This is a genomic window from Paenibacillus sp. FSL H8-0260 (assembly GCF_045040625.1).
Classification (GTDB): Bacteria; Bacillota; Bacilli; order Paenibacillales; family Paenibacillaceae; genus Paenibacillus_AQ; species Paenibacillus_AQ odorifer.
The window spans coordinates 6112649-6137717 of record NZ_CP150298.1; the positions used below are offsets into that span (position 1 = coordinate 6112649).

The following is a 25069-nucleotide window of genomic DNA, read 5'->3' on the forward strand; positions in this document are numbered from 1 at the left end:
GAGTCAGAGCTACAGCAAATATTTAGGTTAAGCAATATAAAAAGGCGAATTCACACTCAAAATGAGTGGAACTCACCTTTTCTATTCGACTTATTTTCAAAAGAAATTAGTGCATGAGGTGATAAGCTAATCCTCCAACTTGTTTTCCGGCGTAATAAACGATGTCTATAATCACCACTGTTAATATAAATTTCGAGAGCAGCGGATATTTCTTAAATAAAGGCTTTATATTTTTCTCTATGTACTCCATTCGCGCGCGCCTCCTTTCTTAAGCTAGTGCTCTTTTTCGGATCAGCCTAATCTGGCCTCTATGATTGATTTCATCCTCAAAAACGTGAAACCACATAAAATAGTAGTTCGCAGGTTTGTTATGCCAGAATTCCTCTTCAGTATATAACCAATTATCATCGACGGTTGCGAATAATTCATAAGTCTTTTGTCTAACTTCATTTAGGCGATCTAAATAATAGCTCAGGTCATTCCCCTTAATATTGGCTCGTCCTTCGCCTCCTAAATTTAATGCTGGCCCCCATCTCGTTAGCTCTTCTTCAGACAAATCTCTTTGCTCAAACGTTGCCACTTGATATGCATATTCTACAGCAGCGTAGTGCAATAATAACGCTCCAATAGAGTTACTCTGAGCATCCAATAAATAATCCAGTTGTTCCACAGTTAGACCCTTAACGGCTTCTAATGTTGTATATCTTGCATAGTTCATCATGGATAAAAGTCGGCTGATTTGCGGGGAGTAACCTGGGATATCTGTAATCAAAAATATTTGGTTCATGTCAATCATATGGATGTTCCTCCTTGATTTCTTCAGAATAATACTCTAAATACCTGAATGGTTCAGAATTATGAATTACAGGTAATGACGATCAAGATGCAAAAGTGAGGTGCTTAACACCATGAATAAAACTAACAAAACTATGTATTGGGTTGTATGGGCTTCAACTTAGAAAGTCTCCATCCTAACAAGACCTAGTCGCTTCCCTTCCACTATAGCTTCGGATCTGGAATGTACACTAAGCTTCTCAAAGATTCTCGTCAGGTTATACTCTACAGTCCTTTGTGACATTAAAAGCTTGCTGGCTATGTCTTTATTGCTTTTTCCACTAGCTACTTCTTGGAGTATTTCCTGTTCTCTTTGATTAATGGACACTTCTTCAAGCAGCCGATTATCCCGGTGATTAGAAATCTTGATATCATTTCTTCGTAGCTGTTTAAGTAAAGACACCGGAATGACCGCCTCATTCCTTAGTGCACAACGAATGGTATTTAACAACTGTTCCCGGGAAGCTGTTTTAGAGATAAATCCTGTGACCCCTGACTCCATCAAAAGATTATAATGAGCACTGATCTCATATCCGGTATAAATCACCACTTTAGATTCAGGATCACGTTGAACGGCTCTTTTGGCGAATTCAAGTCCGCTGATCGTAGGCATGTTGAGGTCGCATAAGATCACATCAAATTCTTGTTGCTCCAGCCTATCCAAAGCTTCCATCGCTGACAAAACAAAAGTAACCTCCATATCCGCGTCCTGCTCAATCATAGTTTTGGTTCCTTCTCCGACTGAAGGATGATCATCAACCAACAAGATACGTATCATCGTCATCGCCTCCTCTGTGCTTTTCTTCTACAAAAGCCATTGTCGGTAAATAAATAATAACCTCCAGTCCCTTCCCTTTCTCCGAGGTAAAAGTGCACTCCCCCTCTAAGCTAGCAACACGTTCTTTGATTCCAGACAGGCCCATATGCTGAAAAGATTCCCTGATATCAACTATATTCATGCCAATCCCATCATCCTTATATCGAAAATAGAGATGCTCTTGCTGGTCCAGCTCAATTTCAATCTGATTCGCCTTGGCATGTTTCCCGGCATTCCGCAGGAGCTCCTGTACTATTCGATACAACGCAATCACCAGGTCATCACTTAGCTCACCAATCGGACTGGATGTAAAAGTGATAATGTAGTTGGACTGCAGCTGGGCATACTCAAACAATAGTTCCAGTGCCTTCACAATTCCGGTCTCTCTTAGCAGCGGTGGACGCAGTTCATTGCAGGTCTCCCTAATCTGATATATCACATCCAGAAGTCCCTCTTTAATCTGAAGCAGCTCTGGCAAAATATCCGCCTCAATATCATGATCCGAGATCAGTGTTTCCAGCCTGCGAAGCCAAATAAGCTGATCCTGAAGAGCAGAATCATGTAAATCCGCCGCCAGCTTTCTGCGTTCTTTCTCTGATAAGTTAAAGATCAGGCGTAGAACCCATGGTGCTGCATGTAGCTCTTTTTTCATCTCTGCTTCAAGGTCTTCAATCAAGCCTTCAATAAGATATAAATTCTCATAGACAATACTCGCATAATTTGCGAGGGTATTTAACCAGTTAAGCTCATCCGAATTAAGCTTTGTATGGTTCTTCTTATGATCAATCCAGAGGAGATGAAATTTTTTTTGGTGACGTCCGATTACGAGTAAGATCCCCTGTTTGAGTTGAACTACTTCTCCTACCTTAAAAACTGGAGATTTCGATACAAATTCTATGTTGATCTCTTGGCCCGAATTGTCGACTATTTGTTCGAGGTTACTCATATCCTCATCTCTCTCAAAAAAAGCAGACCGACTAACCGGTAAAATCTCATTGATTTCCTTGTAAATTGCAGCCTCCAAATCAGACCGCATCATAACCTTGGAGATTTGCTTCGAGAATCGCTCCAGACTACCTTGATAATGATAAAGCTCACGGAACAGTTTAGGCCGGAAATAATAATCTATTTTCTCCTTAAAGAATAAAAAGATTGTAATAGATAAATATACAACCAAAAACATCTGAATCCATTTGATCCAATCATACTCTTGCCTGCTCTGAATGATCGCAAGTACGGCTACAATCATTAGCGCCGGAAAAAAAGCAATTAATAAATAATATTTAAACCGATTAAAAGCGAAATCAATATCAAATAGTTGCCTAGCCGTCAGCAGATAAAAATAAGTAACTGGCATCAAAAACAAAAAGATCGTAGTAATTTCGTAAGGAATCAGGTTGACCCCAACAGCAATGGGTGCAGCTGAGAAGAGAACAAACGGTGTAAACGCAAGGATTTGTCCGGTAAGCATAATTTTAAACATCGATTTAAGCGCTGTGCTTCGATAAGTAATGTATAAATATAGCAGCTTAAATATGCTGTAAAAAATCCCAAAAACAAAGAACCCAATAATAATTAACCTTACAAAGGAATACAAGGATCTATCCCAGGAGTAAACCATTAGACTGGAGGTGGAAAATAGGCTTAGTAAAATGACCAGGCCATAGTATATTTTGATTACAGTAGTAGATAGAACTAATACATCAAATCGTTTCAGATATACTTGGAGAAAGTGAATAAAAACCAGTGGAATTAAAGCCAACACGCTACCCATCGCGATTCTACCTATAAGATCAGATCTACTTGAGGCATATCCCGCAAAGTAAGTTATTCCGACTAATAAAAAGAATAAAATCAGCAGCTCTGCTGAGCGATCCCCGCTTTTCCTGCGGTATAATAGAAGGCTTAACACTGCCAAAAAAACAAATGTCGCTCCAGGGACTACAAGCTGGGTAAACGTATGATAGATGGAGGACTTATTCTCAATATCATAATGCAAAGCAAGTGGAGCCCCCCCTTTGGAGTTACGAAGAAGGTCAACGGATTGAACCTGAGTTAAGCTTCCATATCTCACAGCTTCATCCACTTTATCAATCGGTTTCCCATTAACCCGTAATAAGATATCCCCTTCCCTTAGATTCTGTTTATACCCTTCGCTTGAAACGTCTGCCTCAGCAATATAATATTGCCCTTCTTCATTCTGCTCCAGACCAACGCCAAGCAAGATGTTAGAGTGAATGACCCACACAAAATGAATAATAAGAAAAACAAAAAGGCAAAGTAACCCTGATATGAATAACTGGCGGAGTTTTACTGTCATTTCAAATCCCCCGAACGAACAAAATTATACATATCTCTATTCTTATTTGGTATTCCCCTACCATTTTATATGAATCACAAAGGGAATTATATACTTTTATGCATGATATTCCTTCTCCTCTAAATATCCGCATTGAATTATAGCTCTATCCTGGCTTTTTGCTGGTTCACTCTGTGGTTTCGATTCAGAATCCATATCGCTGCGCAGCCATATAAAATCACTGGAAACCAACCACTCTCCCCGGCTACATACTCCAACATAGGTGAAGAACTGACAGTAATATTGTGCAAAACACTATCTACAGCATTATTAGTTCCGTGTAAAAGCACTGCCGGCCAAATACTACCGGAGGTCAGACGCAGTTCATTTATAATGATGCCCGCAAACATAACAGATAAGGTAAAGAGCACCACCACGAGCCAGCGGCTTCCAGAGGAATGATAAGCACGCGGCCCAAGAATCGCCGGATAATGCCATATAGCCCAGATTAAGCCCATTGTTACACTAGAACTTACTCTTCCCATCCATTGAAAACGCGGGAGCAGCCAACCCCTCCAACCGATCTCTTCCCCCAAAGCAGATAATGAACCAAGAACAATGTAAACGAGCAAATATATAGCAGTCTTGATCCATGAATCTGGAGAAATTAAGCTTGAGTTCCATCCCATCCAATAGACAGCATATCCCGCTCCCAGTGAACCTAAGGGAATAACTAAAGCCAATATGTATTCTTTGCCTCCCCTAAATTTGAAGCCCAACCTTCTCCATCCCTCAGCACTGTATCCATCTCTCACAATCAGAAACATCATGATACATACTGTGAAAAAAGGAGTAAATCCATACAGACCTTGTGCCGATTCCGGAAGCAGCAACATCCCTAACGCCATTGCCCATACGATAATAATAAATAGAAGAGATTGTTTCTTGTCTGAGAGCAATATTATCACCTAACCTTTTTAGATATAAGGAACTATATCTTCCTATTTAATCCAATTGTATATAACCAGGCAGGACGTTTCACCGAAAACAACGTTCGTTAAAACCACAATTCTTTTGCGGTACTGCATATCTGTATGCCGCAAAGTCTTCAGTAAGGTTGTCCTAAAAATAGTGAAATGGTGAGCGATGTGCGATGTGCGATGTGCGATGTGCAGCGTAAGTGTAAACTAATTAGGGAAATACTCCCTGAAAATAGCCGATTTTGGCTCTAAAAGGACGGAATCAGGGAATTCCTCCCTAATAATCAGGGGGATTTCTTTATTAGTTACTGAATCGGCCAAAATTCAGGGAAGTTTTCCCTAATTATAAGTCTGATGAACAGAAATCTCTGAATTTTAGGGAGAAATTCCCCAATTGCTGTATAAGTGCTTCACTTATTGCATCCTTTGGAGCATCAATAGGTACGCCCCTTGATTCAATTGGTTATCAAATAAAGGATGCTCCACCGTAACATTAGAGATCAGGTGGCTTTACTTTTGCCCCTAATCTACTGAAACAAACAGTAGTTGACCAAAAATGCAAAACAGCGATTCTCCAATATTAGGAGAATCGCTGTTCTGTTTGACTTTTATGGTTTTGGGCATGAACGTTTTGGGGACAGCCTTTTTCTAACTATACGTTATCTTAATAGGTCCACCAGTTACCAGACATAACGATCATCGAAAACAGCTTGATGCTGTCTTCATAGTAATCTTCTGCAGCACTGCTTGCTGTGTGGCTCCAGAGAGAATTCAACCAGCTTTGGTAAGTTGATGAGGTCATCGCACTGACTCCAAATGGAGCATAGAAGGCACCGCTATTGTAACTTCCAAATACGGTTCCGTTTAGCTTATACCCATCTTTTATACTACCAGGTGTACTGCTTACTTTAGTCTTAATCCAGCTATTCATCTTATTGAGCTGCGTAAGCGCCCTGCTGTCTCCAGTAATCAAATAATCTGTTGCGATCCGCCATGGGGTACGACAAGAATTGTAATTGTAATTCCCGTCATTGGCATCCTCAAGGAAATTCGCCGCAGCAGGTTTATACACACCCCCAGAGTAAACTACGAAATCAGGCAACAGCCCAGTGCTAGAGCTATAACCCGTATAAAGGCTATTTATAATCGTGTACGTTTTATCGATAACATTCGTCCAGCGGGTATCTCCTGTAGCCTGTTGGAATGCTTTTAAATGATTTAGCATGAAATCAGAAGGTCTAGTTGCCGTATTATACGAGCCGCTATTCGCCCAGTCACCTAGACGGATCGTCCACTGTGTCTGGTTAATCTCATTGTCCATAATCGCATTAATGATATCTTTTGCAGCTTGTAAATAATTGATCGTACCACTACTTCCCCACTGCTTGTCCGCAAGCAGCAATGAGAACGCTATATCCATATCTCCATCTGTAGCAGAGTCCTCGCCTTCAATATTTTGAAAGCTGCTGTTTTGCTTCCAGGACATCAAATAAGGGTTAATTGCACTTGGGTGAGCCTTGTAATAATTATATAAGCCGTCAAAATAAGTCTGAGCATTGCTGTCATAACCAGCCATCAAAACTGTGAACAACATCCCGTAACCATGTGCTTCAGATACCGTTTCTCCATCTGAATTATACTTAACGTAATATTTGCCAGTGCCAGCTGGTTTGAGATAGGCCGTTTTCCACGCATCCCATTTGGTCTTCACTGAATTATCCATACTGGTCTGGGTTACATTGTTTGGCTTGATAGATCCACTCGTGTAGGTGGAATGTTGCGGAAAAGGTTTGTTCACTGCTGCAAACGCGGAACCGGCAGGAAGAATACTAATTACCAAGCATACGACAATAAGGCTTTTCCAACTCAACCTAAGCTTTGCATCCTTCTTCATCATTCATTGCCTCCTCTTCAATTGTGGTAATAAATTTGAAAGAAAACAGCAAGCTAATTCGTATTCGCTATCATTGTAATACAGAATATGGAATTAATATATAAGCAATTCCATTAATAGATCATTAGTACTATATATCTGAGACTTAGATTTGTTCTCACTCCTCAACTAAAAAAAGGATGGTTCCACAACCAACTTCATTCATGGCTGTGCAAACATCCTTTAGATAAAAATCCATTCGCTATTCTCGTAATTTATTCAATTTGAATCGATACGCAATGTATGGAAGACCCGGAAAGACCAACATACAAAGTGTGACCACTACTAACACCAGGCTGATATTCCTCACGATCTCAGGTAACCATCCATTAACGCCCAAGATCGCTAGGAAGATAAAAGCAATCAAAGCTATAAGCAATGGCAAGGCTACTTTGCTCATCGTTTTCTTTTCACGTTCATATTTGTCAATGAGGGTCCCTGTGTCCGAGTAGATAGGCGCCGTGCCTGCAGCTGCCCGAAAGATATGAAACCCATTTCCGGCAGAACAGACATATGTCCATCCGGCATCTTCAAAAATCAAATAATACTCCTCATCGACATTCGTGTGATAATCTACACTGTACTCAAGATTCTGGGGATCTCCCTTTCTTAACTTATAACCAAAAGGTGCAAAGCTCTCCAGGAGCCAGCCCCTTTTGGCATACTTACTCAATTTCTGCATATCTCCTTTTTCAGTAAAAGCTAAGCCCCCGCTGGTCACATATTTTGTATTCTTCATGCCTATTCCCCACCTTTTATTTGAGAATTTGTTCTGCATGTCTAATCATTTCTTTTCGGCGCTCTACTTCTTTTCTTAGCAATCCAATTCCTTTTTCCGTTGCAATATACGTTTTTCGTTTGTCGTCCTCTTCTTCTTTATACAGCTCAATAAATTCAGCCGCTAACAGCTTCTTAATGGTTGTATACATGGAAGCAGGCCCAATTGAAAATTGATTGTTCGTCATCGTTTCGATTGATTTCATAATCAGATATCCGTGTTTGGCTTCGACTAAAGACAAGAGAATATAAAATGCAGTGTCTGTGAGCTCTCCCATTTCCAATGAGTCCGTTCTTGACACTTAATCACCTCCTCATATGTATCATTAAAAGATATATCATTAAATGAACTATATCTTTTAATGATACACTTGTCAACTGCTGGCATAAAATTCAAACTACCTTCTCATACTAGGTGAAGAATATGGAGGTGAATGTCATGCCCAAAAATAGTGCCAATCCCAAAGAAGCTCCAGGAAAACATCAACCAAGTAAGAAAAACAATGCGGAGAATAACAACAATTTCAATGAAGCCGCTCAGATGGTGAACATCGATAAGGCTGCTGATTATGTGCCCAGCTTAAACGGTGTCTCCAAAACTGATGTTTAAGCTATACCGCTAATAACTTCTTCAAACAAAAAAACACTCCTCAGAATTTTCTGAAGGAGTGTTTCAATCCGTAGCAGTTTCATTTCAAGCTCTCTAACTCAGCAGTCACTTTTTCAATTAAGTTCACGAAGGAAGCCAGCTCTTGAGAGCTTTTGACCTGATCCTTGGAATACATGGAGTTGTGTTCCGATTCTTTTTTCACCTTGGAAAGGGTGGCATTGATATTGTCGAGTTTCTGGTCAATGGTTACCAGTGAATCCTTTGAGCGACGGGCTAGCTTACGAACTTCATTAGCCACAACTTCAAAACCTCTTCCAAACTCCCCAGCTCTGGCTGCTTCAATAGCTGCATTTAGGCCTAAAAGATGCGTATGATCAGCCACTTCTCTAATCATCGTACCCACTTGATGAATAGACTCCACCTCTTTGTCCAAATATAATACCGTTTGATGCGTTTTCTCTTGATAATCAGCATTTTTACTAGCTAAACTTTCTATCGATTCACTGCTATCCTTTAATTGAACCATCAAAGATACCAGCTCCTGAACGGCTGAACTCACTCCTGTAAGCAGGTGATTTTGCTTCTCCAGCAAGTTTTCTATTTTTGCTTTTTCATCCACTTCATAGGCTTCAAGAACGAGCTGTGAATCGAGATTAAACATCTTGGTTAAGGCATGAATAACAGGCTTCCATTCGTTTGGTAATATCCGTTCAAAATAAGCAGTAGCCAAATCCAGATATAATATGTACGTCCCCAAATACCAATTCGTTGTTAATCCAATACGAGAATGGATTTTCCCGATAAGCAAACGTCTTTCAATAAATGCTTCATCGATCACACCAGCGGCCATGGATAAAAAATACCACTGCTGTGTTTCTTTCAATCGATCCAGTGTACTGTGCTGCTCAATGATGAGGAGCAGCTCTGGCTCCATCGTCATCTGTTTATACAGCTCCTCAACCAATGAGCTAACGATTAAGTTGAATTCTTTCTCCTTGCTTTTTAATAATTCTAAATCAGCCTCATTAATCCCTATGTAGCTAACTTGCTGGAGTCGTTCTGGACTAAGATTGATCATACCGTCGTTAACATCCCTCTCATAACTGTTTATTTTTCTCAGCCATCCCCTATGGCATCTATATCTCTTGATTATAAAGGTATTATTTCAATAAATTTTAACACTATATTTACCTATATTACTTAATAATTTTACAAAACCTCACTAGTTGCCCTTAGATTTGGCTTCCTATTCATGAATAAAGGGCTGCCGCAGCAGCCCCTTCAGTTTCAAGCTTTAAATTACGCCGCCATTTCACGGCAAACTTTTGCACAAGCAAAACAAGCTTCTGCACATTGCTGGCAATGTTCATGATCATGCTTTTGGCATTCGTTGCCGCAGGCTTCACAAGCTTCTGCACAAGCTAAACAAATCTCTTTTGCATATTTACTGTTCATCGACATGGCATGAGCTGCAAACTCGCATATATCTGCACATTCACGATCCAGGCGAATGCACTCCTTCATCATCCCCACATGATCCTCATCCAAACAAGCAGAGTAACAGTGATTGCAAGCTATCATACATTTTAAACACTCTTCGATACACTCTTTGTAGTTTTGATGTGCCATAACACATTCTCCTCTCAAATCATAAATTAGGATAGTCCCCTACTCTATATATACCCAATTTGAGCAAATAAAAAAGGATTCCGGGGAATCCTTCCGATTGATCAATTATCTAATTAATTTATTGATGGTAACTAATAGTTCATCCAGTACCTCGTTCTCACCTTCCTGGATACGTTCCACTACACAACTTTTCATATGATGCTCCAGCAAAAGCTTGCCCACGCCGTTCAATGCAGATTGGACCGAGGAGATTTGATGCAGCACATCATCACAATAGGTGTCTTTTTCAATTAACCCTTTTAGCCCTCTAACCTGACCTTCAATTCTATTGAGCCGGCTAATCAAATTCTTTTTAGTTTTATCTGAGTGATGACTTTTCCGCTCATCCGTACTGCATGATTCATGCTCGTGAGTCAGATTATCCATGCACCGGTCACCCCTTTCCTCGTATTTTTATTATACTATAGCCCCCCTATTCTATTCAAAAAATAAATCATTGATTAGATTTTCAATTCTTCATGAACTATAGCGAAAGTTTCAACCTGAATGGTTGTATGTTGAATTTTGAAATGATCGGCAATTAACCGAATAGCTTGCTGCAAAATGTGTTGCCCATCTGCTTCCTCTTCAATTAAGATATGACAGCTGAGTGAATCTAAACCCGAAGTAATGGTCCAGATATGCAGGTCATGAACATTTCTAACCCCCTCAATGCTTTCGAGGATTTCCTTTACTTCAGCTGGATTAATTGTAATCGGGGTGCCTTCCATAAGGACGTGAACGGTATGTTTGATAATTCCCCATGCCCCTCTAAGAATCAATAGAGCAACCAGTACGCTTATGATTGGATCAGCAACATACCAGCCAAAAATCATCATGATTAAACCGGCAATAATTGCCCCTACTGAACCTAAAGCATCACCAAGCACATGGAGATAAGCACTACGGAGATTAATGTTATTTTTTACATCCCCTTTTCTCATAAGCGACCATGCACTAGCCACATTGGCTAAAAGACCAATACTTGCGATCAGCATCATAGATCCGCTGGCAACTGTCGGCGGCTCAAAAAACCGCCCATAAGCTTCTACAATAATAAATCCAGCAACTACAAATAAAGTAACTCCGTTTAAGAGTGCCGCCAAAATTTCAAATCGATGAAAACCATACGTTTTGTTCGGAGAAGCAGGTTTAGTTGCAAACCAGACCGCTACTAGGCTTAATGCTAGAGAGCTTGCATCGTTTAGCATATGCCCACTGTCCGATAACAGGGCTAAGCTGTTAGTAATCAACCCACCAAAAAACTCCAAAAACATAATTCCAACCGTAATGATCAACGCAATCAAAAGCCCTTTTTTATTTCCACTAGGATCAAAATGTTGATGCCCGTGAGAGCCATGGGAGTGACTGTGTCCTTCATGAGCGTGGTCGTGGTTACTGTGATCGTGATTGGACCGTTGCCCGTGTACATTTTCGACCTGATGATTGCGTTTGTTCTTCTTGTTCATCATGCTTAACCTCCTATTACCTTCAGCTAGATAGTATTCGTAGCCCTGCGCAGTTACATTCAAAAGCTCCAGTTAATAATAACATATGAGCATGTGTTCATATGTTATTATTGACTGGATTTTTCTTCTTGTCAATAAAAAAGCAACAAATGATTGTCTCTGACCTAATAAAATAAAGAGGACCCTCCGCAGCTCTTCCTGCATGAAGGATCCTCTCGAATCAGAACCGTGTATTAGATCAAATCTGATTGTTGCAGCAATCTTTGGATGATAGCCGCAACTTCTGCTCTCGTAATGAAGGCTTGTGGGGCAAGTACATTTCCGCTTCTGCCCGTGATGATTCCTGCTTGCAGGCTGTCTGCGATGCCACTCTTCGCCCAGTCTGATGCTTCATTCGCATCCGTGTAAATGCTCAGCAGCTCGCTTGCTTCTTTGGCCGGAAGATTTGTCTTCAAATCGGTAATCACCATAGCTTTAGCAATAATACTCATCGCCTGTTCCCGAGTAATCTTGTCTGTTGGATGGAACGCTCCATCTTCAAAACCGTTGATTAGCTTATAGGAGTAAGCTGTCTGCACCGCATCATTATACCAATCTGAGACCTTTACATCCGCAAAGGATGTTGTCCCGCTTTCCAACTTCAATCCCAATCCACGTACGATAATCGCCGCAAATTCTGCACGTGTAATCTCCAGATTAGGGTTAAACAAATCGTCGCCGACTCCATTAATAACCTTACGGGAAGCCATCTCATTGACAATGTCCTTAGCCCAGTGGGTGGCGACATCCTTGAAGTTCTGTGGATCTTGAACTACAAAATACGTACTGTTCGTTAAACTGTGTATTTTCGCAAAGTGTTTGCCATCAATGGCAACAATCTGTGTGGGTACATGGCGGAATGTCCCCCCCGCTTCAAGCACTAGCCCAGTCGTGATCTTCTTAAGGTCTACACCATCCGCTAGAGGAATAGTTCTTTCCACATAGGTATTAAACTTAGTGAGTTCAACAGTTTTCCCAGCGTAAGTAACCTTCACCGTGAAATCTAATGGCTGAGCTACCAACGTTAGCTTTTCATTGGCTGCCAACATTTCTATTCTTTTCAGTGCATCCGCAGTCGGAACAGAAATTGAAATTTGCACCTTCACATCTTGTAGAGCAATGTCTGTGCCAAACTGTTTTGAAATTGCACTGATATCAATCTGTGCTGCTGATATTGTATAAGTACCTTTTGGAGTACGAATGATTAGCAGCGCCTGCTTCTGCTCCATATCTTTGATGATTTGGCCATTAAGCTCGCCAATAATCACATCTGAAGTCGCAGTCACAGGGATAGTTATAATTGCATTCTGGTCTTCCTTTTCGATACGTTGCTCTATTTTTGCCTGATCTACAACAATCGTGGTAACCGTCTGCCCGTTATACTCAGATATCGTTGCTGTTCCGGCATTTTCAACCTTACCGTTCACCAATACCTCAACCATGCTGCTAGATGGTGTAGCTGTAGCTGTAGCAGTGGATCCTGCTGTTGCAGTTGGTGCAGTTGTTGAAGGTGGTGCAGTCGGTGTTGATGTCGGTGTTGATGTCGGTGATTCTGTTGGCGTTGGCGTTGGTGTTGGCGGTGTAGGTGTAACCTCAACCTCCGTTGATGACTTCGGTGTCACGGAGTTCGAAACTTCAGAAGCTACACTACTACCAGCGCTATTAATCGCTTTAACTGTAAACGAATAAGTGGTTCCATTCGCTAGACTAGTTACCTTTATTGGACTTGTTGCCCCAACCGTTACGATATTTCCCGGAGAAGCAGTTACCTCATAATTCGTAATTGGAGTTCCCCCGTTCGAATCAGGAACTGCAAATGTCACAGTCACCTCGCCATCTCCCGCTACCGCTATTAAGTCCGTAGGTGCAGATGGTGATGTTCTTGGTTTCGTGCTGACTTCGTTAGAAGCTGCACTCTCCCCGCCCGGATTAGATGCCTTAACTACGAAATAATAAGATTGGCCATTAGTTAACCCTGTCACATCATAGTTGTAGACAGATTCGCTTACTGTAGCCACTTGGGTCTCATAGATTCCAGAAGTGATACCTTGATATATAGTGTATCCAATCGCACCCTTCACCGGATCCCATGTTAAGCCGATGAGGCCATTACTTGCCACAGGTGAATGAAGTATTGGCGCGCCCGGCGCTGGAACCTGAGGCGTTCTAGTTACTTCATTGGAAGCCGCACTGATACCATCAGGATTAACAGCTTTAACAATAAAATAATAAGCAGTTCCATTAATTAATCCTACAGCATCGTAACTGTTCTCAGAGCCACTTATAGTAGCTACCTCAGCTCCATAAACACCTGAAGCTGTAGACTGATATACAGCGTAACTATCGGTACCATATACGGGACTCCAAGTAATTCGAATATGTCCGTTCCCTGCTGTTACAGACTCAATACTTGGCGCAGCAAGTTCAGGCCAGGTAAGGTCAATAACTGCACTAGTGATCTCTGTAAGACCTGTCGCATCAAATGCCAGTTGCGCTCCGGTGATTCCAGTGGCATTCGTAGCTCCCAGATCCGTAAAGGAAATGACACCCGCTACTGCCGTCAACGTCACATTCCCCGTCAACGTCCAGCTTCCTGCATCCTTCTTCGACACAGTAACAACCGTACTGTTGTCGCCAAGGTTTACATTCCCAAACTGATCCAGCAAAGTAATTACTGGTTGCTGCGCGAAGCTGCCGCCGTTAGCCTGCGGCGCACTTACGCCCGTAGTCAGCTTCATTGTCGCTGTGCTACCTGCGACAGGTGCAATGTTCAGCGCCGTTGCCGCTGGCGTGGCTATGCCTGCTTGGCTGAACACAACCACTTGCGCGCCAGCTTTGTTCAGCTTCAGGTTCACCTGTGCTACACCCTCAACGAAATCAACGTTGATCTTGCTCGGTGAAGCTGCCAAAGCGGTGATTCCTAAGCTTCCGTACGTTCCGTCCGGCGCAACATCATAACCCGTTACCGTCACTTCTTTTGTTCCTGTGAACGTTGTATCCGTATCGCCCAGTGAATTCTTCACGGTCAGCGTAATCCCATTATCTACACCTACGACAGGTGTTAAAGTCGCCGCTGAGGCGGTGATGCTTTGCGCTCCCTGTGGCTGTGGAAGATTCACGGTAGCGCTAGTGATCTGTGGAAGACCTGTCGCATCAAATACCAGTTGCGCTCCGGTGATTCCATCTGCATTCGTAGCTCCCAGATCCGTAAAGGAAATGACACCCGCTACTGCCATCAACATCGTATTCCCCGTCAACGTCCAGCTTCCAGTGTCCTTCTTCGACACAGTAACAACCGTACTGTTGTCGCCAAGGTTTACATTCCCAAACTGATCCAGCAGCGTTATCACTGGCTGCTGCGCGAAGCTGCCGCCATTAGCTTGCGGGGCACTTACGCCTGTGGTCAGCTTCATTGTCGCTGTGCTACCTGCGACAGGTGTAATGTTCAGCGCTGTTGCTGCTGGCGTGGCTACGCCTGCTTGGCTGAACACAACCGATTGCGCGCCAGCTTTGTTCAGCTTCAGATCCACCTGAGCTACACCCGCAACGAAATCAACGTTGATCTTGCTTGGTGAAGCCGCCAAAGCGGTGATTCCTAAGCTTCCGTACGTACCGTCCGGCGCAACACCATAACCCGTTACCGTCACTTCTTTCGTTCCCGTGAACGTTGTATCTGTATTACCCAGCGAATTTTTCACAGTCAGCGTAATGCCATTATCTACACCTACGACAGGCGTCAAGGTCGCTGCTGAGGCGGTGATGCTTTGTGCTCCCTGTGGCTGTGGAAGATTCAACGCTACACTAGTGACCTGTGGAAGTCCTGTCGCATCAAATGCCAGTTGCGCTCCGGTGATTCCAGCTGCATTCGTAGCTCCCAGATCCGTAAAGGAAATGAAGCCCGCTAATGCCGTCAACGTCGTATTCCCCGTCAACGTCCAGCTTCCTGTGTCCTTCTTCGACACAGTAACAACCGTACTGTTGTCGCCAAGGTTTACATTCCCAAACTGATCCAGCAGCGTTATCACTGGCTGCTGCGCGAAGCTGCCGCCATTGACCTGCGGGGCACTTACGCCCGTAGTCAGCTTCATTGTCGCTGTGCTACCTGCGACAGGTGCAATGTTCAGCGCCGTTGCTGCTGGCGTGGCTACGCCTGCTTGGCTGAACACAACCGCTTGCGCGCCAGCTTTGTTCAGCTTCAGATCCACCTGTGCTACACCCTCAACGAAATCAACGTTGATCTTGCTCGGTGAAGCTACCAAAGCGGTGATTCCTAAGCTTCCGTACGTTCCGTCCGGCGCAACATCATAACCCGCTACCGTCACTTCTTTCGTTCCGGTGAACGTTGCATCCGTATCGCCCAGCGAATTTTTCACGGTCAGCGTAATGCCATTATCTACACCTACGACAGGTGTTAACGTCGCCGCTGAGGCGGTGATGCTTTGCGCTCCCTGTGGTTGTGGAAGATTCACGGTAGCGCTAGTGTTCTGTGGAAGACCTGTCGCATCAAATGCCAGTTGCGCTCCGGTGATTCCAGCTGCATTCGTAGCTCCCAGATCCGTAAAGGAAATGACACCCGCTACTGCCGTCAACGTCGTATTCCCCGTCAACGTCCAGCTTCCTGTGTCCTTCTTCGACACAGTAACAACCGTACTGTTGTCGCCAAGGTTTACATTCCCAAACTGATCCAGCAGCGTTATCACTGGCTGCTGCGCGAAGCTGCCGCCATTGACCTGCGGGGCACTTACGCCCGTAGTCAGCTTCATTGTCGCTGTGCTACCTGCGACAGGTGCAATGTTCAGCGCTGTTGCCGCTGGCGAAGTTACGCCTGCTTGGCTAAACACAACAGCCTGTGCTCCCGCTTTATTCAGCTTAAGGTTCACCTGTGCTACACCCGCAACGAAATTAACGTTGATCTTGTTCGGTGAAGCTGCCAAAGCAGTGCTTCCTAAGCTTCCGTACGTTCCGTCCGGCGCAACACCATAACCCGTTACCGTCACTTCTTTTGTTCCGGTGAACGTTGTATCCGTATTGCCCAGCGAATTTTTCACGGTCAGCGTAATCCCATTATCTACACCTACGACAGGTGTCAACGTCGCCGCTGAGGCGGTGATGCTATATGCAAGAGTAGGTCCTAGGTTCAGGGTCATTTTAGTGAAATAATCCCCCACGACCTTAAAATTAGTACCATCGTAAATAATGCCATTAAGATTAGAGGTAAGCTCTGATGTTTCCTGAGTCCACGTGGATCCGTCTGCCGAAGAGAATAACTCCCCCTTCAATCCAACAGCCAGAAAACTTCCATTACCAAAGCTGATATTATTTAGTGCGCTAGCTGATATTGTAACCTTCGTAAAAGTTACCAAATCTTCTGTGGTTAGAATTACTGCCTGCTGGCTAAGTGTATCTTCTCCAACCAGAATATAAGCTCTACCATCATAGGCAATTCCCTTTAAAGAAGTATTGGGGAACCCAATCTCTAAGGGCACATTCCACTGTATTCCATCTGATGATTTTGCGATAACAACGCTCTCTTGCTCATAAGTAGTACTATTGTATTTCATCCCAAGAGCTACAAATTGATTATTCAAGTAAACTACTGTATTAAATGCAAAATCCCCATTTTTAAATTTCTCTGTCCATGAGGTTCCGTTAACTGAAGAATAAATTCCGCCATAATCGGAAACAGCAACGTACTGATTTGTGCCAAAAGCAACGCCAGTCAGATTGTCCTGCACTCCGGTATCTGTCATAGTCCAAGTATCACCGTTGGTCGAGGTCACCACTTTGGCGTTAAGATTGTAGTTTTCTTTATCTGTAACCGCAATAAACTTCCCTGCTCCATAAGTGACCGCATTCATTCCCGGCAGCTTGGAGGGTGTGACATCGTTCCATACTGCGGAGCTATTAGATTTGTAAATAGAGCCATATTCCCCGGATGAGACGGCAACATAATTGCCATTACCATCCTTAGCAATACTTTTCAGATTACCGCTGACATTACTCCACGCCGATAGGTCAGAAGAAACCAGTAAGCCGCTGCCCCCTGAGGCAACATATTTGCCATTTCCGTAAACCATATTGTTCACCATCATTGTTGTATGGGAATCCGAAGATGTCCACTGGGTGCTGTCCAGCGGAGCCGCAGAAGATTTATAAATTACACCCTGCCCAAACAACAAATAGCTCCCATTTAAAGAACCTCCCCCATAAAATTGCTTGTTATCCCATGAGGCATCAACGGTCCAATTAGCACCGTCTGTAGAGGTGAATACTTTTTTAGCATACGGAGTCACGATATAACTAAAGAAACGATTATTTAAATAGATTACATTCGTAACATAAGGCCAACTAGAGTTATAGTGGTTGATCACAAGATCGGTTAAGGTGACCGTTGTCCAATTGATCAGATTCGTTGAGGTATAATAGACAGCATTGTTAGCAGAGACCACATATTTGTTGTTGCCATAAGCAATATCCGTTAAGCTTTGCATTCCGAATATTGCATTGGTAGAAGTGATTCCTGTGTCTGTCCAGTTAATGCCATCCGAGGATTGTAGTAGAGTTACATCATAAGAAGGTGGATTGGTGCCAGGTTTATATACTGACTGCCATACAAAGAACTTTTCATTGACCGCTTTCAACCTTTCCGGTGTGATAGCTAACGTTTTTTTTGTCCAATTTTCACCATCGAGTGAATTGTAAACTGCCTTTTCGCTACCATCAATAGCTAAGAACAGCCCATTAGCGAACACAATAGAAGTTAGTTTGGGGTTCCCCGCCTTTTTTGAGATAGACCAATCTACGCCATTTGATGATGTAGATATCCCTCCTTGGCCCACCGCTACAAAAACATTGTTACCAAAAGCAACACTGCTCAAATTTCCAGCTGATGTGGAGCTTTGATCTATGATATTGCTATTGCTGGGTGCTGCATAAATTACTGCAGGCATAAACAGAGAACTGACGATAGAGAATACTAAACTTATTGCTAATAAAAGATTGCCACTCCGCTTAATCACAATTTTCCCCCTTTGGCATTACACCAAAATATAATTACTTCCACCATATGGAGATTAGATGTCTTGTCTAAGATTTGTAGCCATTTGGTTTGATTTTTATATCGGTATAATCCGAGAGAATTATTACGAATTTAACATTAAATTTTGATTAAAAACAACAATAATTTACACGCTTCACCTATCCATTTCCACAACCTTACAAATGAGAAAAAAACCTATCAAATATCAGGACTTAATCCTGAATTTAATAGGCTTTCAAGCTTTTTCTCGTAGAACTTTTTAAGCTGCTTAATCTTTTTTATTAAATAGAAATCGCTGCTTCTAAAGCTACTTCCATCATGCCGTTGAAAGAATTTTGTCTTTCTTCTGCCGTGGTTACAGCATGAGTAACTAACGAATCGGAAATGGTAAGAATACATGCAGCTTGTTTACCTAACACTTTCGCATTATGGAACAACGCATAACTCTCCATTTCTACACAAACACAGCCATGTTCATTGTAAAATTCATTAACTCCAGGCACATTGTCTTCATGATAGAATACATCGCTGGAATGAATTCTCGCCGTCAGAACTGGCTTGTTAATACGTGTAGCCGCTGCTTCAATGACTTCGTTCAATTCTTTACTTGGCAGCTGGATATCTCCTTCTACACCGCTTTGCACATAGGCATATGTAGATTCACTCCACGCGCTATCCGCCAACACCACGTCAAATAAATTCAATTTATCAGTATATGCTCCAGCACTACCGATACGAATGATGTTTTCCACACCATAGTTTTTGTATAGTTCATAAGAATAAATACCGATACTTGGCATTCCCATTCCCGAACCCATTACCGAAACCTCTTTGCCTTTATAAGTTCCTGTATATCCAAACATATTACGTACCGTATTAAATTGGGTTGGGTTCTCCAAATAGGTTTCTGCAATATACTTCGCTCTCAAAGGATCTCCTGGCATTAATACTGTTTTGGCGATTTCACCATTTTGTGCTGCATTGTGCGGCGTTGACATAATTTATTCCTCCTATGTTGATTACTCATTACTATCTTACTATACCATTCATGATTTTAAATATACGTTTAAAATTTTCTTTTATTGCGACAAAAATACTGCTACTGAATCTCTTTTTATAATTTATTAGCAAACTCATTAAGTTTTTGGGACATTATCTTTATTTCCTCAATAAATGTAGAAGTATGCTGAACAGATGCCGCCTGTTCTTGCCCGATAGCTGCTATCTTCTCTATCGAATTAGCCATTTGATTCGTAATTCCCTTAATCTGTAACATGGTTTTATTTATGTTTTGCGTCGAGGCGACGGCTTCCCTTGAAAATTTCCGGATTTCCTTGGCTACGACTTCAAAACTTCTACCTTTCTCACCTGCATGCGCTGCTTCTATTGCAGCATTCAGCCCAAGTAAATTCGTTTGATCAGCAACCCTGTTTATAATGGATAGGACTTCTGTTGTATTCTCCACATCTTTTCCAGCCTGCTGAGATTGAATGAGTAGTTCCTGAGAGTGATCCGAAAGTGAACTTACGCCATAGGAAATATTATTAATTTGCTCATTGGCTTGGGATAATGATTCCGAGATTTGTTCTACAATGGCTTTTAATTCACTTTGTCTTCGAATCTGAACTGCAATCCCGCCAATGACTTGTCCCGTTTGATCGTGAAGAGGTGTTGCTGTACCTGTAAACTCAAATCCATAAAAGTGGGCTGGAACATCGGACTTCAAGGTACGATTCTCTTGTATCGCTAAGTAAAGTGGTTCTTCTTTGTGTAAAGGTTGTCCTTCGTTAATGTTTAAATTTATAGTGTCGCCAGGAAAATAAGCAACGAACCGTTCCAAATCACATATCGCTATTGATAAATCAGAGGGGATAGATAATTTTATAATTGGTATAAGTGAGATAAATTTGTCTAAAGATTCAATGTTGTTAATCACAGAAATATAGTCTCCATTCCAGCAAAACGTTATTTATAGCGCACCAAGTCTAACCAGATTATGCCTTGCAGACATGCATTTAATCTAAATCCTTAATTTTGCTTAATTCATATTTTAGATATGTATTCGCGAAAATCTTCATAAAATCCTCCAAAAAAGTTTACAAACACCCATTTCTCTCTCACAAAAGACGAATAACATAAAAAAAGCCCCCACTTTGTGAAAAGTGAGGGCTTTCGTTCTCTTGCTGTTACTAATAATATCGATTAGTTACGGATCAGATAATCAAATGCTCCTAGCGCTGCAGTTGCACCGGATCCCATCGAGATAATGATTTGTTTATAAGCACTATTAGTGCAGTCACCAGCAGCGAATACTCCTGGTAAGCTAGTAGCACCATGGCTATCTACAACAATCTCACCTACGCGAGTACGTTCAACTGTGTCACCTAGCCATTCTGTATTTGGAACCAGACCAATCTGTACAAATACACCCTGCAATTCAACATGGTGAGTCTCTTCTGTCGCACGATCAACATAAGAAATACCATTTACCTTATCAGTTCCGGTAATCTCTTTAGTTTGCACGTTTTTAAGAACAGTAACGTTAGGAAGGCTATAGAGACGATCTTGCAGTACAGCATCAGCTTTGAGCTCTGGAGCAAATTCCAGAACCGTTACATGCTTCACTATACCTGCAAGGTCAATAGCTGCCTCAATACCTGAGTTACCGCCGCCAACAACTGCAACATCTTTGCCTGCAAACAAAGGACCATCACAGTGTGGGCAGTAGGCTACACCTTTGTTCTTGAATTCAGCTTCACCAGGCACGCCCATATTCCGCCAACGAGCACCTGTAGACAGAATGACCGTCTTACTCTTTAGAACAGCACCGTTCTCGAGTTCAACTTCAATTAAGTCATTTTTGTCTAGACGTCTGACACGCTGCAATTTCATCACATCAATGCCATACTCTTTTACTTGCTCTTCAAGTTTAGCTACGAGTTGAGGACCTTCAGTGTACTTCACACTAATAAAGTTCTCGATACCAAGCGTGTCGTTAACCTGTCCGCCAAAGCGTTCAGCAACAATACCTGTACGAATACCTTTACGTGCCGCATAAATGGCTGCACTTGCACCAGCTGGGCCGCTGCCGACAACAAGCACATCATATGGAGCTTTATTGTCAAACTCAGATGCATCCACACTGCTGCCCATTTTAGCTAAAATTTCTTCAACCGTCATACGACCACTTTCGAAAAATTCACCATTAAGGTAGACGCTTGGAACAGACATAATTTCTTTGCTTTCTACCTCTTCTTTGAATACTCCACCGTCAATCATCGTATGGGTAATGCCCGGATTAAAGATACTCATAAGATTCAGTGCTTGTACAACATCAGGGCAATTATGACAGCTCAGGCTAACATAAGTTTCAAACTTATATTCACCACTAATGCCTTTGATCTGATCAATTACACTTTGCTCAACCTTAGGAGCTCTTCCGCTAACCTGCAACAGAGCCAATACTAATGAAGTAAATTCGTGTCCAAGCGGAGTTCCGGCAAAGGTTACGCCCGTATCTTCACCCACACGATTTACACTAAAGCTTGGGGTTCTAGACAGTTCGGTTCTTTCCACCGTAATCCTAGGTGACATTTTGGCAATTTCATCAACTAGTTCGGTCATCTCTTGTGATGCCTCGTCAGCGCCTGCACTGAGTTTCAGTACTACATCGCCTTCCAAGAGTTCAAGGTATTGCGCTAGTTGAGCTTTTATTTCTTGATCTAGTTTCATTTAGCTTTCGCTCCTTAAATCTTACCTACAAGATCGAGACTTGGTTTAAGAGTTTCTGCACCTTCCGACCATTTCGCTGGGCAAACTTCACCTGGATGATTGCGTACATATTGCGCTGCTTTAATTTTGTTAACAAGAGCGCTAGCATCGCGACCGATACCACCAGCATTAATCTCAACAGTTTGAATAACACCGTCTGGATCAATGATGAATGTACCACGATCTGCAAGACCGTCAGCTTCGATCAATACATCAAAGTTGCGGGAAACCACATGGGAAGGATCGCCGATCATAATGTACTTCACCTTGCCAATTGCTGCGGAGCTTTCATGCCATGCTTTATGTGTAAAGTGTGTGTCAGTAGAAACGGAATATACTTCAACACCTAGTTGTTTGAGGGTTTCATATTGGTTCTGCAAATCTTCTAGTTCAGTTGGGCATACGAATGTGAAGTCAGCTGGGTAAAAGCAAACTACACTCCATTTACCTTTGAAGTTTTCTTCTGTAACATCGATAAATTTCCCATCTTGAAATGCGCTTGCTTTGAATGGTAGTACTTCTGTTCCGATTAATGACATATTGTTTAATCTCCTTTGGGTTTAATTTATGAATAGAGTGGATACTATTTATAATTATTATAATTAACCAAATTAAGGCCTGTCAAGTTATTTATAATAATTCTAATATGATAATCGTTGTCAGTCGCTAAATGTTCATACAAATTCCTTTCTTTCGGATTTAAATACAACACTTTATCATCTGACTGATGCTCATTCGTGCTTATTGACTATTATGGTTTAGTTTACATGTTTTATGTAGTTCAATTTCTACAATTCGATGTCTTCTACTATTAGATTGATAATATTCAAGGATTCTTCCGCTACTGTTGGATTAGAATATCGATTTCCATTATAGGTGATCAGTGCTTTCCATAAAGCCCACCCTCTTGCTCTATTCCACGTTTGTGCATCCATGTTTAATACCTTTTTAAAGATTCTTCTACTAGCCTCATCAAAAAAAGTCCACGCCATTGCAGCATCACAAGCAGGATCACCCACCCCTAATATGCCAAAATCAATGACTGCACAAAGCTGTCCGTCTTTGACTAATATATTTCCAGGTGCGACATCACCATGAACCCAAACTGGTTCTGACTCCCATTCAGAGTCTAATGCCAGTTTCCAGATCTTTTTCAATAGACCTTCATTAAAAATATCTTTATTATGCTCAATCGCATTTCTAGATTCCTCATCATATACAGCTAAGGACCCACCTCTATAAAAATTATGCTCTCCGGCTAAAGGTCCCCCACTAGCATCAATAGACTGTAATTCAATTAAAAAGCTTCCCAAGTCTCTCGCAAATTGATTGAGATCATTAATGTTCTCATGGGATAAAGTCTCTCCCTCTAGCCAATTATTAATAGACCAAGGCCAGGGATATTCTTTGGTAGGTGTCCCTTTCGCTAATGGTGTTGAAATAGGTAACGTAAGTCCTTTCTTTAAAAAAGGTAACCATTTTTGTTCTTTCTCCACTTGAGGAACATAAGCGGCTGCACTTGGTAATCGCACACTCATCTGTTCACCTAAATGAAAAGTCCGATTATCATGCCCACTGAATTTTACAGGCCTGATCTCTAAATCGGACCATTCAGGAAATTGTTCATTTATTAATCTTGCTACTAAATCGACGTCTATAGTATGCATAAATATCTCCAATCATGATTTACAAGCATTATTTGGTTGTCTTAAATATTTTCTTGTGACATATGGTATGTGTAAGCTTTATATATTAGTTATAAAGTACAAAGAGAATATACTTTTTTATAGCTCGATATATATCAGAAGGAGATCTTTGTATATGGAATATGATAGCCTTATCAATGAAATTAAACACTCCTATCAAATAAATATAGAGAATATCAACCTTCATCGTGAGATGATCGGTAGGGTGTATTTTTTGCAGAACCAAGAGAAAAAGTATATGTTCAAAATATTTCGTAGCTTTAAAACGGATGATGCTCTGCAGACGGTTCGCATCCTCGATTATTTAAAAGCTAACTCATATCCAGCAGTTTCTGTGATTAGAACTGTACAGAATGATAGCCACATTATACTCAGTAGTCAGGCTGGCAGCTGCGTTGGAATACTATACGATTATGTCGAGGGAGCAACACCCGATGGTAAAATCGAGGCGAAGAGCATCGGGACACAGATCGGGAAACTCCATAACTTAATGGAGCGATACCCCGAGAAGCTTATCCGTAGAACAAAATTCGATTACATCGATGGTTATATCTCCAATATGCAAGATCTCCAATTTGACCCAGGAAAAATCCTTGAACTAAATCATTACGGCAATGAATTATGGGAACGTATCACAAGGCTTCCCAAAAGCTTTTGTCACGGTGACCTTCACACAGGAAATATGCTCAGAAATGAGTGCGGTGAATATATTCTTTTGGACTTCGATGATGCTTCGGGTGATTATCCGAGTATGGATGTTGCATACATGTGTGATGCTACCGATTTTAATCACTCAAATGAATCGATGTATGATCAAACCATGCGTTTGTACGAACGTTTTTATTCGGGTTATAGTACAACACGTACAATAAGTAGTAATGAGTTTAAGGCTCTTTTCGATTTTATTGCGATCAGACATTTTCAAATCATCTCAAGAATAGTGCAGTGTCAAGGATTGCAAAGTATATCCAAAGAATTCTGCGATGAACAATATAGTTGGCTTATGAAATGGCAAGAACTTTGCATTAAACACGGGTAAAAATACTGACGTTTCAATCTGTACTATATAAAATCAACCTCAGTACGGGTTCATCCCGAACTGAGGTTATTCTTGATAACTAATATAC

General features: G+C 41.7%; 20 protein-coding genes. 2 read left to right on the forward strand and 18 right to left on the reverse strand.

The genetic code is table 11. The features are described 5' to 3' along the window. Window positions 1–106 precede the first annotated feature (106 nt). The 8 genes from MHI51_RS27095 to MHI51_RS27130 all read right to left on the reverse strand — a co-directional run bounded on the left by MHI51_RS27095 (window position 107) and on the right by MHI51_RS27130 (window position 7942). A complete protein-coding gene (locus MHI51_RS27095) occupies window positions 107–250 on the reverse strand; it encodes a hypothetical protein (protein ID WP_175620025.1) in 144 nt (47 codons plus the stop codon). Between the two features lie 18 nt (window positions 251–268). Then, the gene (locus MHI51_RS27100) at window positions 269–787 is read right to left on the reverse strand and encodes a DinB family protein (protein ID WP_405174079.1); all 519 of its coding nucleotides are present in this window, start codon (window positions 785–787) and stop codon (window positions 269–271) included. A gap of 168 nt (window positions 788–955) precedes the next feature. Then, a complete protein-coding gene (locus MHI51_RS27105) occupies window positions 956–1612 on the reverse strand; it encodes a response regulator transcription factor (RefSeq protein ID WP_038573390.1) in 657 nt (218 codons plus the stop codon). Further along, window positions 1590–3971, reverse strand: a complete 2382-nt coding sequence (locus MHI51_RS27110) for an ATP-binding protein (RefSeq protein ID WP_405173393.1) — start codon at window positions 3969–3971, stop codon at window positions 1590–1592. Before MHI51_RS27110 ends, MHI51_RS27105 begins: the two co-directional genes overlap by 23 nt. A 137-nt stretch (window positions 3972–4108) precedes the next feature. Next, a complete protein-coding gene (locus MHI51_RS27115; protein WP_405173394.1) occupies window positions 4109–4909 on the reverse strand; it encodes a type II CAAX prenyl endopeptidase Rce1 family protein in 801 nt (266 codons plus the stop codon). Between the two features lie 685 nt (window positions 4910–5594). Next, window positions 5595–6827, reverse strand: coding sequence for a glycosyl hydrolase family 8 (locus tag MHI51_RS27120; RefSeq protein WP_256717231.1), 1233 nt, complete (start codon window positions 6825–6827; stop codon window positions 5595–5597). Between the two features lie 238 nt (window positions 6828–7065). After that, window positions 7066–7602 (reverse strand): DUF2812 domain-containing protein, encoded by a 537-nt coding sequence (locus MHI51_RS27125; RefSeq protein WP_342410185.1) that lies wholly within the window; start codon window positions 7600–7602, stop codon window positions 7066–7068. A 16-nt stretch (window positions 7603–7618) separates the two neighbouring features. Beyond that, the gene (locus MHI51_RS27130) at window positions 7619–7942 is read right to left on the reverse strand and encodes a PadR family transcriptional regulator (RefSeq protein WP_036681391.1); all 324 of its coding nucleotides are present in this window, start codon (window positions 7940–7942) and stop codon (window positions 7619–7621) included. A 137-nt stretch (window positions 7943–8079) separates the two neighbouring features. Here MHI51_RS27130 and MHI51_RS27135 point away from each other — a divergent pair, with 137 nt between their 5' ends. Further along, window positions 8080–8250, forward strand: coding sequence for a hypothetical protein (locus MHI51_RS27135; protein ID WP_155288200.1), 171 nt, complete (start codon window positions 8080–8082; stop codon window positions 8248–8250). A gap of 79 nt (window positions 8251–8329) precedes the next feature. On the opposite strand, the gene MHI51_RS27140 is transcribed toward MHI51_RS27135, so the two are convergent. From MHI51_RS27140 to MHI51_RS27185, 10 genes are all read right to left on the reverse strand, one after another. Then, window positions 8330–9328, reverse strand: a complete 999-nt coding sequence (locus tag MHI51_RS27140; RefSeq protein WP_076219251.1) for a globin-coupled sensor protein — start codon at window positions 9326–9328, stop codon at window positions 8330–8332. Window positions 9329–9549: 221 nt separating this feature from the next. Next, window positions 9550–9879 (reverse strand): four-helix bundle copper-binding protein, encoded by a 330-nt coding sequence (locus MHI51_RS27145; protein WP_076185472.1) that lies wholly within the window; start codon window positions 9877–9879, stop codon window positions 9550–9552. Between the two features lie 105 nt (window positions 9880–9984). Then, a complete protein-coding gene (locus MHI51_RS27150) occupies window positions 9985–10305 on the reverse strand; it encodes a metal-sensitive transcriptional regulator (protein ID WP_076128794.1) in 321 nt (106 codons plus the stop codon). Window positions 10306–10379: 74 nt separating this feature from the next. Beyond that, on the reverse strand, window positions 10380–11387 hold the full coding sequence (locus MHI51_RS27155) for a cation diffusion facilitator family transporter (protein WP_076277160.1): 1008 nt from the start codon (window positions 11385–11387) through the stop codon (window positions 10380–10382). Between the two features lie 233 nt (window positions 11388–11620). After that, window positions 11621–18445 (reverse strand): S-layer homology domain-containing protein, encoded by a 6825-nt coding sequence (locus MHI51_RS27160; protein WP_405173395.1) that lies wholly within the window; start codon window positions 18443–18445, stop codon window positions 11621–11623. A gap of 301 nt (window positions 18446–18746) precedes the next feature. Continuing rightward, window positions 18747–19463, reverse strand: coding sequence for a purine-nucleoside phosphorylase (deoD, locus tag MHI51_RS27165; protein WP_036681380.1), 717 nt, complete (start codon window positions 19461–19463; stop codon window positions 18747–18749). 116 nt (window positions 19464–19579) lie between these two features. Further along, complete coding sequence (locus tag MHI51_RS27170) at window positions 19580–20401, reverse strand: methyl-accepting chemotaxis protein (RefSeq protein ID WP_405173396.1); 822 nt, start codon at window positions 20399–20401, stop codon at window positions 19580–19582. Between the two features lie 266 nt (window positions 20402–20667). After that, on the reverse strand, window positions 20668–22197 hold the full coding sequence (gene ahpF / locus MHI51_RS27175; protein WP_076277814.1) for an alkyl hydroperoxide reductase subunit F: 1530 nt from the start codon (window positions 22195–22197) through the stop codon (window positions 20668–20670). A gap of 14 nt (window positions 22198–22211) precedes the next feature. Next, a complete protein-coding gene (gene ahpC / locus MHI51_RS27180) occupies window positions 22212–22775 on the reverse strand; it encodes an alkyl hydroperoxide reductase subunit C (protein ID WP_036681373.1) in 564 nt (187 codons plus the stop codon). Between the two features lie 249 nt (window positions 22776–23024). Next, complete coding sequence (locus MHI51_RS27185; RefSeq protein WP_341003952.1) at window positions 23025–23903, reverse strand: aminoglycoside phosphotransferase family protein; 879 nt, start codon at window positions 23901–23903, stop codon at window positions 23025–23027. A 154-nt stretch (window positions 23904–24057) separates the two neighbouring features. Between MHI51_RS27185 and MHI51_RS27190 the strand changes: the two genes are divergently transcribed. Then, on the forward strand, window positions 24058–24981 hold the full coding sequence (locus MHI51_RS27190) for a phosphotransferase (protein WP_339169891.1): 924 nt from the start codon (window positions 24058–24060) through the stop codon (window positions 24979–24981). Window positions 24982–25069 lie beyond the last annotated feature (88 nt).

Coding starts and splice junctions, on each gene's coding strand:
- MHI51_RS27155 (WP_076277160.1), bottom strand. CDS start 11,387: ATGAACAAGAAGAACAAACGCAATCATCAGGTCGAAAATGTACACGGG.
- MHI51_RS27145 (WP_076185472.1), bottom strand. CDS start 9,879: ATGGCACATCAAAACTACAAAGAGTGTATCGAAGAGTGTTTAAAATGT.
- MHI51_RS27105 (WP_038573390.1), bottom strand. CDS start 1,612: ATGATACGTATCTTGTTGGTTGATGATCATCCTTCAGTCGGAGAAGGA.
- MHI51_RS27150 (WP_076128794.1), bottom strand. CDS start 10,305: ATGGATAATCTGACTCACGAGCATGAATCATGCAGTACGGATGAGCGG.
- MHI51_RS27095 (WP_175620025.1), bottom strand. CDS start 250: ATGGAGTACATAGAGAAAAATATAAAGCCTTTATTTAAGAAATATCCG.
- MHI51_RS27125 (WP_342410185.1), bottom strand. CDS start 7,602: ATGAAGAATACAAAATATGTGACCAGCGGGGGCTTAGCTTTTACTGAA.
- MHI51_RS27110 (WP_405173393.1), bottom strand. CDS start 3,971: ATGACAGTAAAACTCCGCCAGTTATTCATATCAGGGTTACTTTGCCTT.
- MHI51_RS27140 (WP_076219251.1), bottom strand. CDS start 9,328: ATGATCAATCTTAGTCCAGAACGACTCCAGCAAGTTAGCTACATAGGG.
- MHI51_RS27120 (WP_256717231.1), bottom strand. CDS start 6,827: ATGATGAAGAAGGATGCAAAGCTTAGGTTGAGTTGGAAAAGCCTTATT.
- deoD (WP_036681380.1), bottom strand. CDS start 19,463: ATGTCAACGCCGCACAATGCAGCACAAAATGGTGAAATCGCCAAAACA.
- MHI51_RS27190 (WP_339169891.1), top strand. CDS start 24,058: ATGGAATATGATAGCCTTATCAATGAAATTAAACACTCCTATCAAATA.
- MHI51_RS27135 (WP_155288200.1), top strand. CDS start 8,080: ATGCCCAAAAATAGTGCCAATCCCAAAGAAGCTCCAGGAAAACATCAA.
- ahpF (WP_076277814.1), bottom strand. CDS start 22,197: ATGAAACTAGATCAAGAAATAAAAGCTCAACTAGCGCAATACCTTGAA.
- ahpC (WP_036681373.1), bottom strand. CDS start 22,775: ATGTCATTAATCGGAACAGAAGTACTACCATTCAAAGCAAGCGCATTT.
- MHI51_RS27100 (WP_405174079.1), bottom strand. CDS start 787: ATGAACCAAATATTTTTGATTACAGATATCCCAGGTTACTCCCCGCAA.
- MHI51_RS27185 (WP_341003952.1), bottom strand. CDS start 23,903: ATGCATACTATAGACGTCGATTTAGTAGCAAGATTAATAAATGAACAA.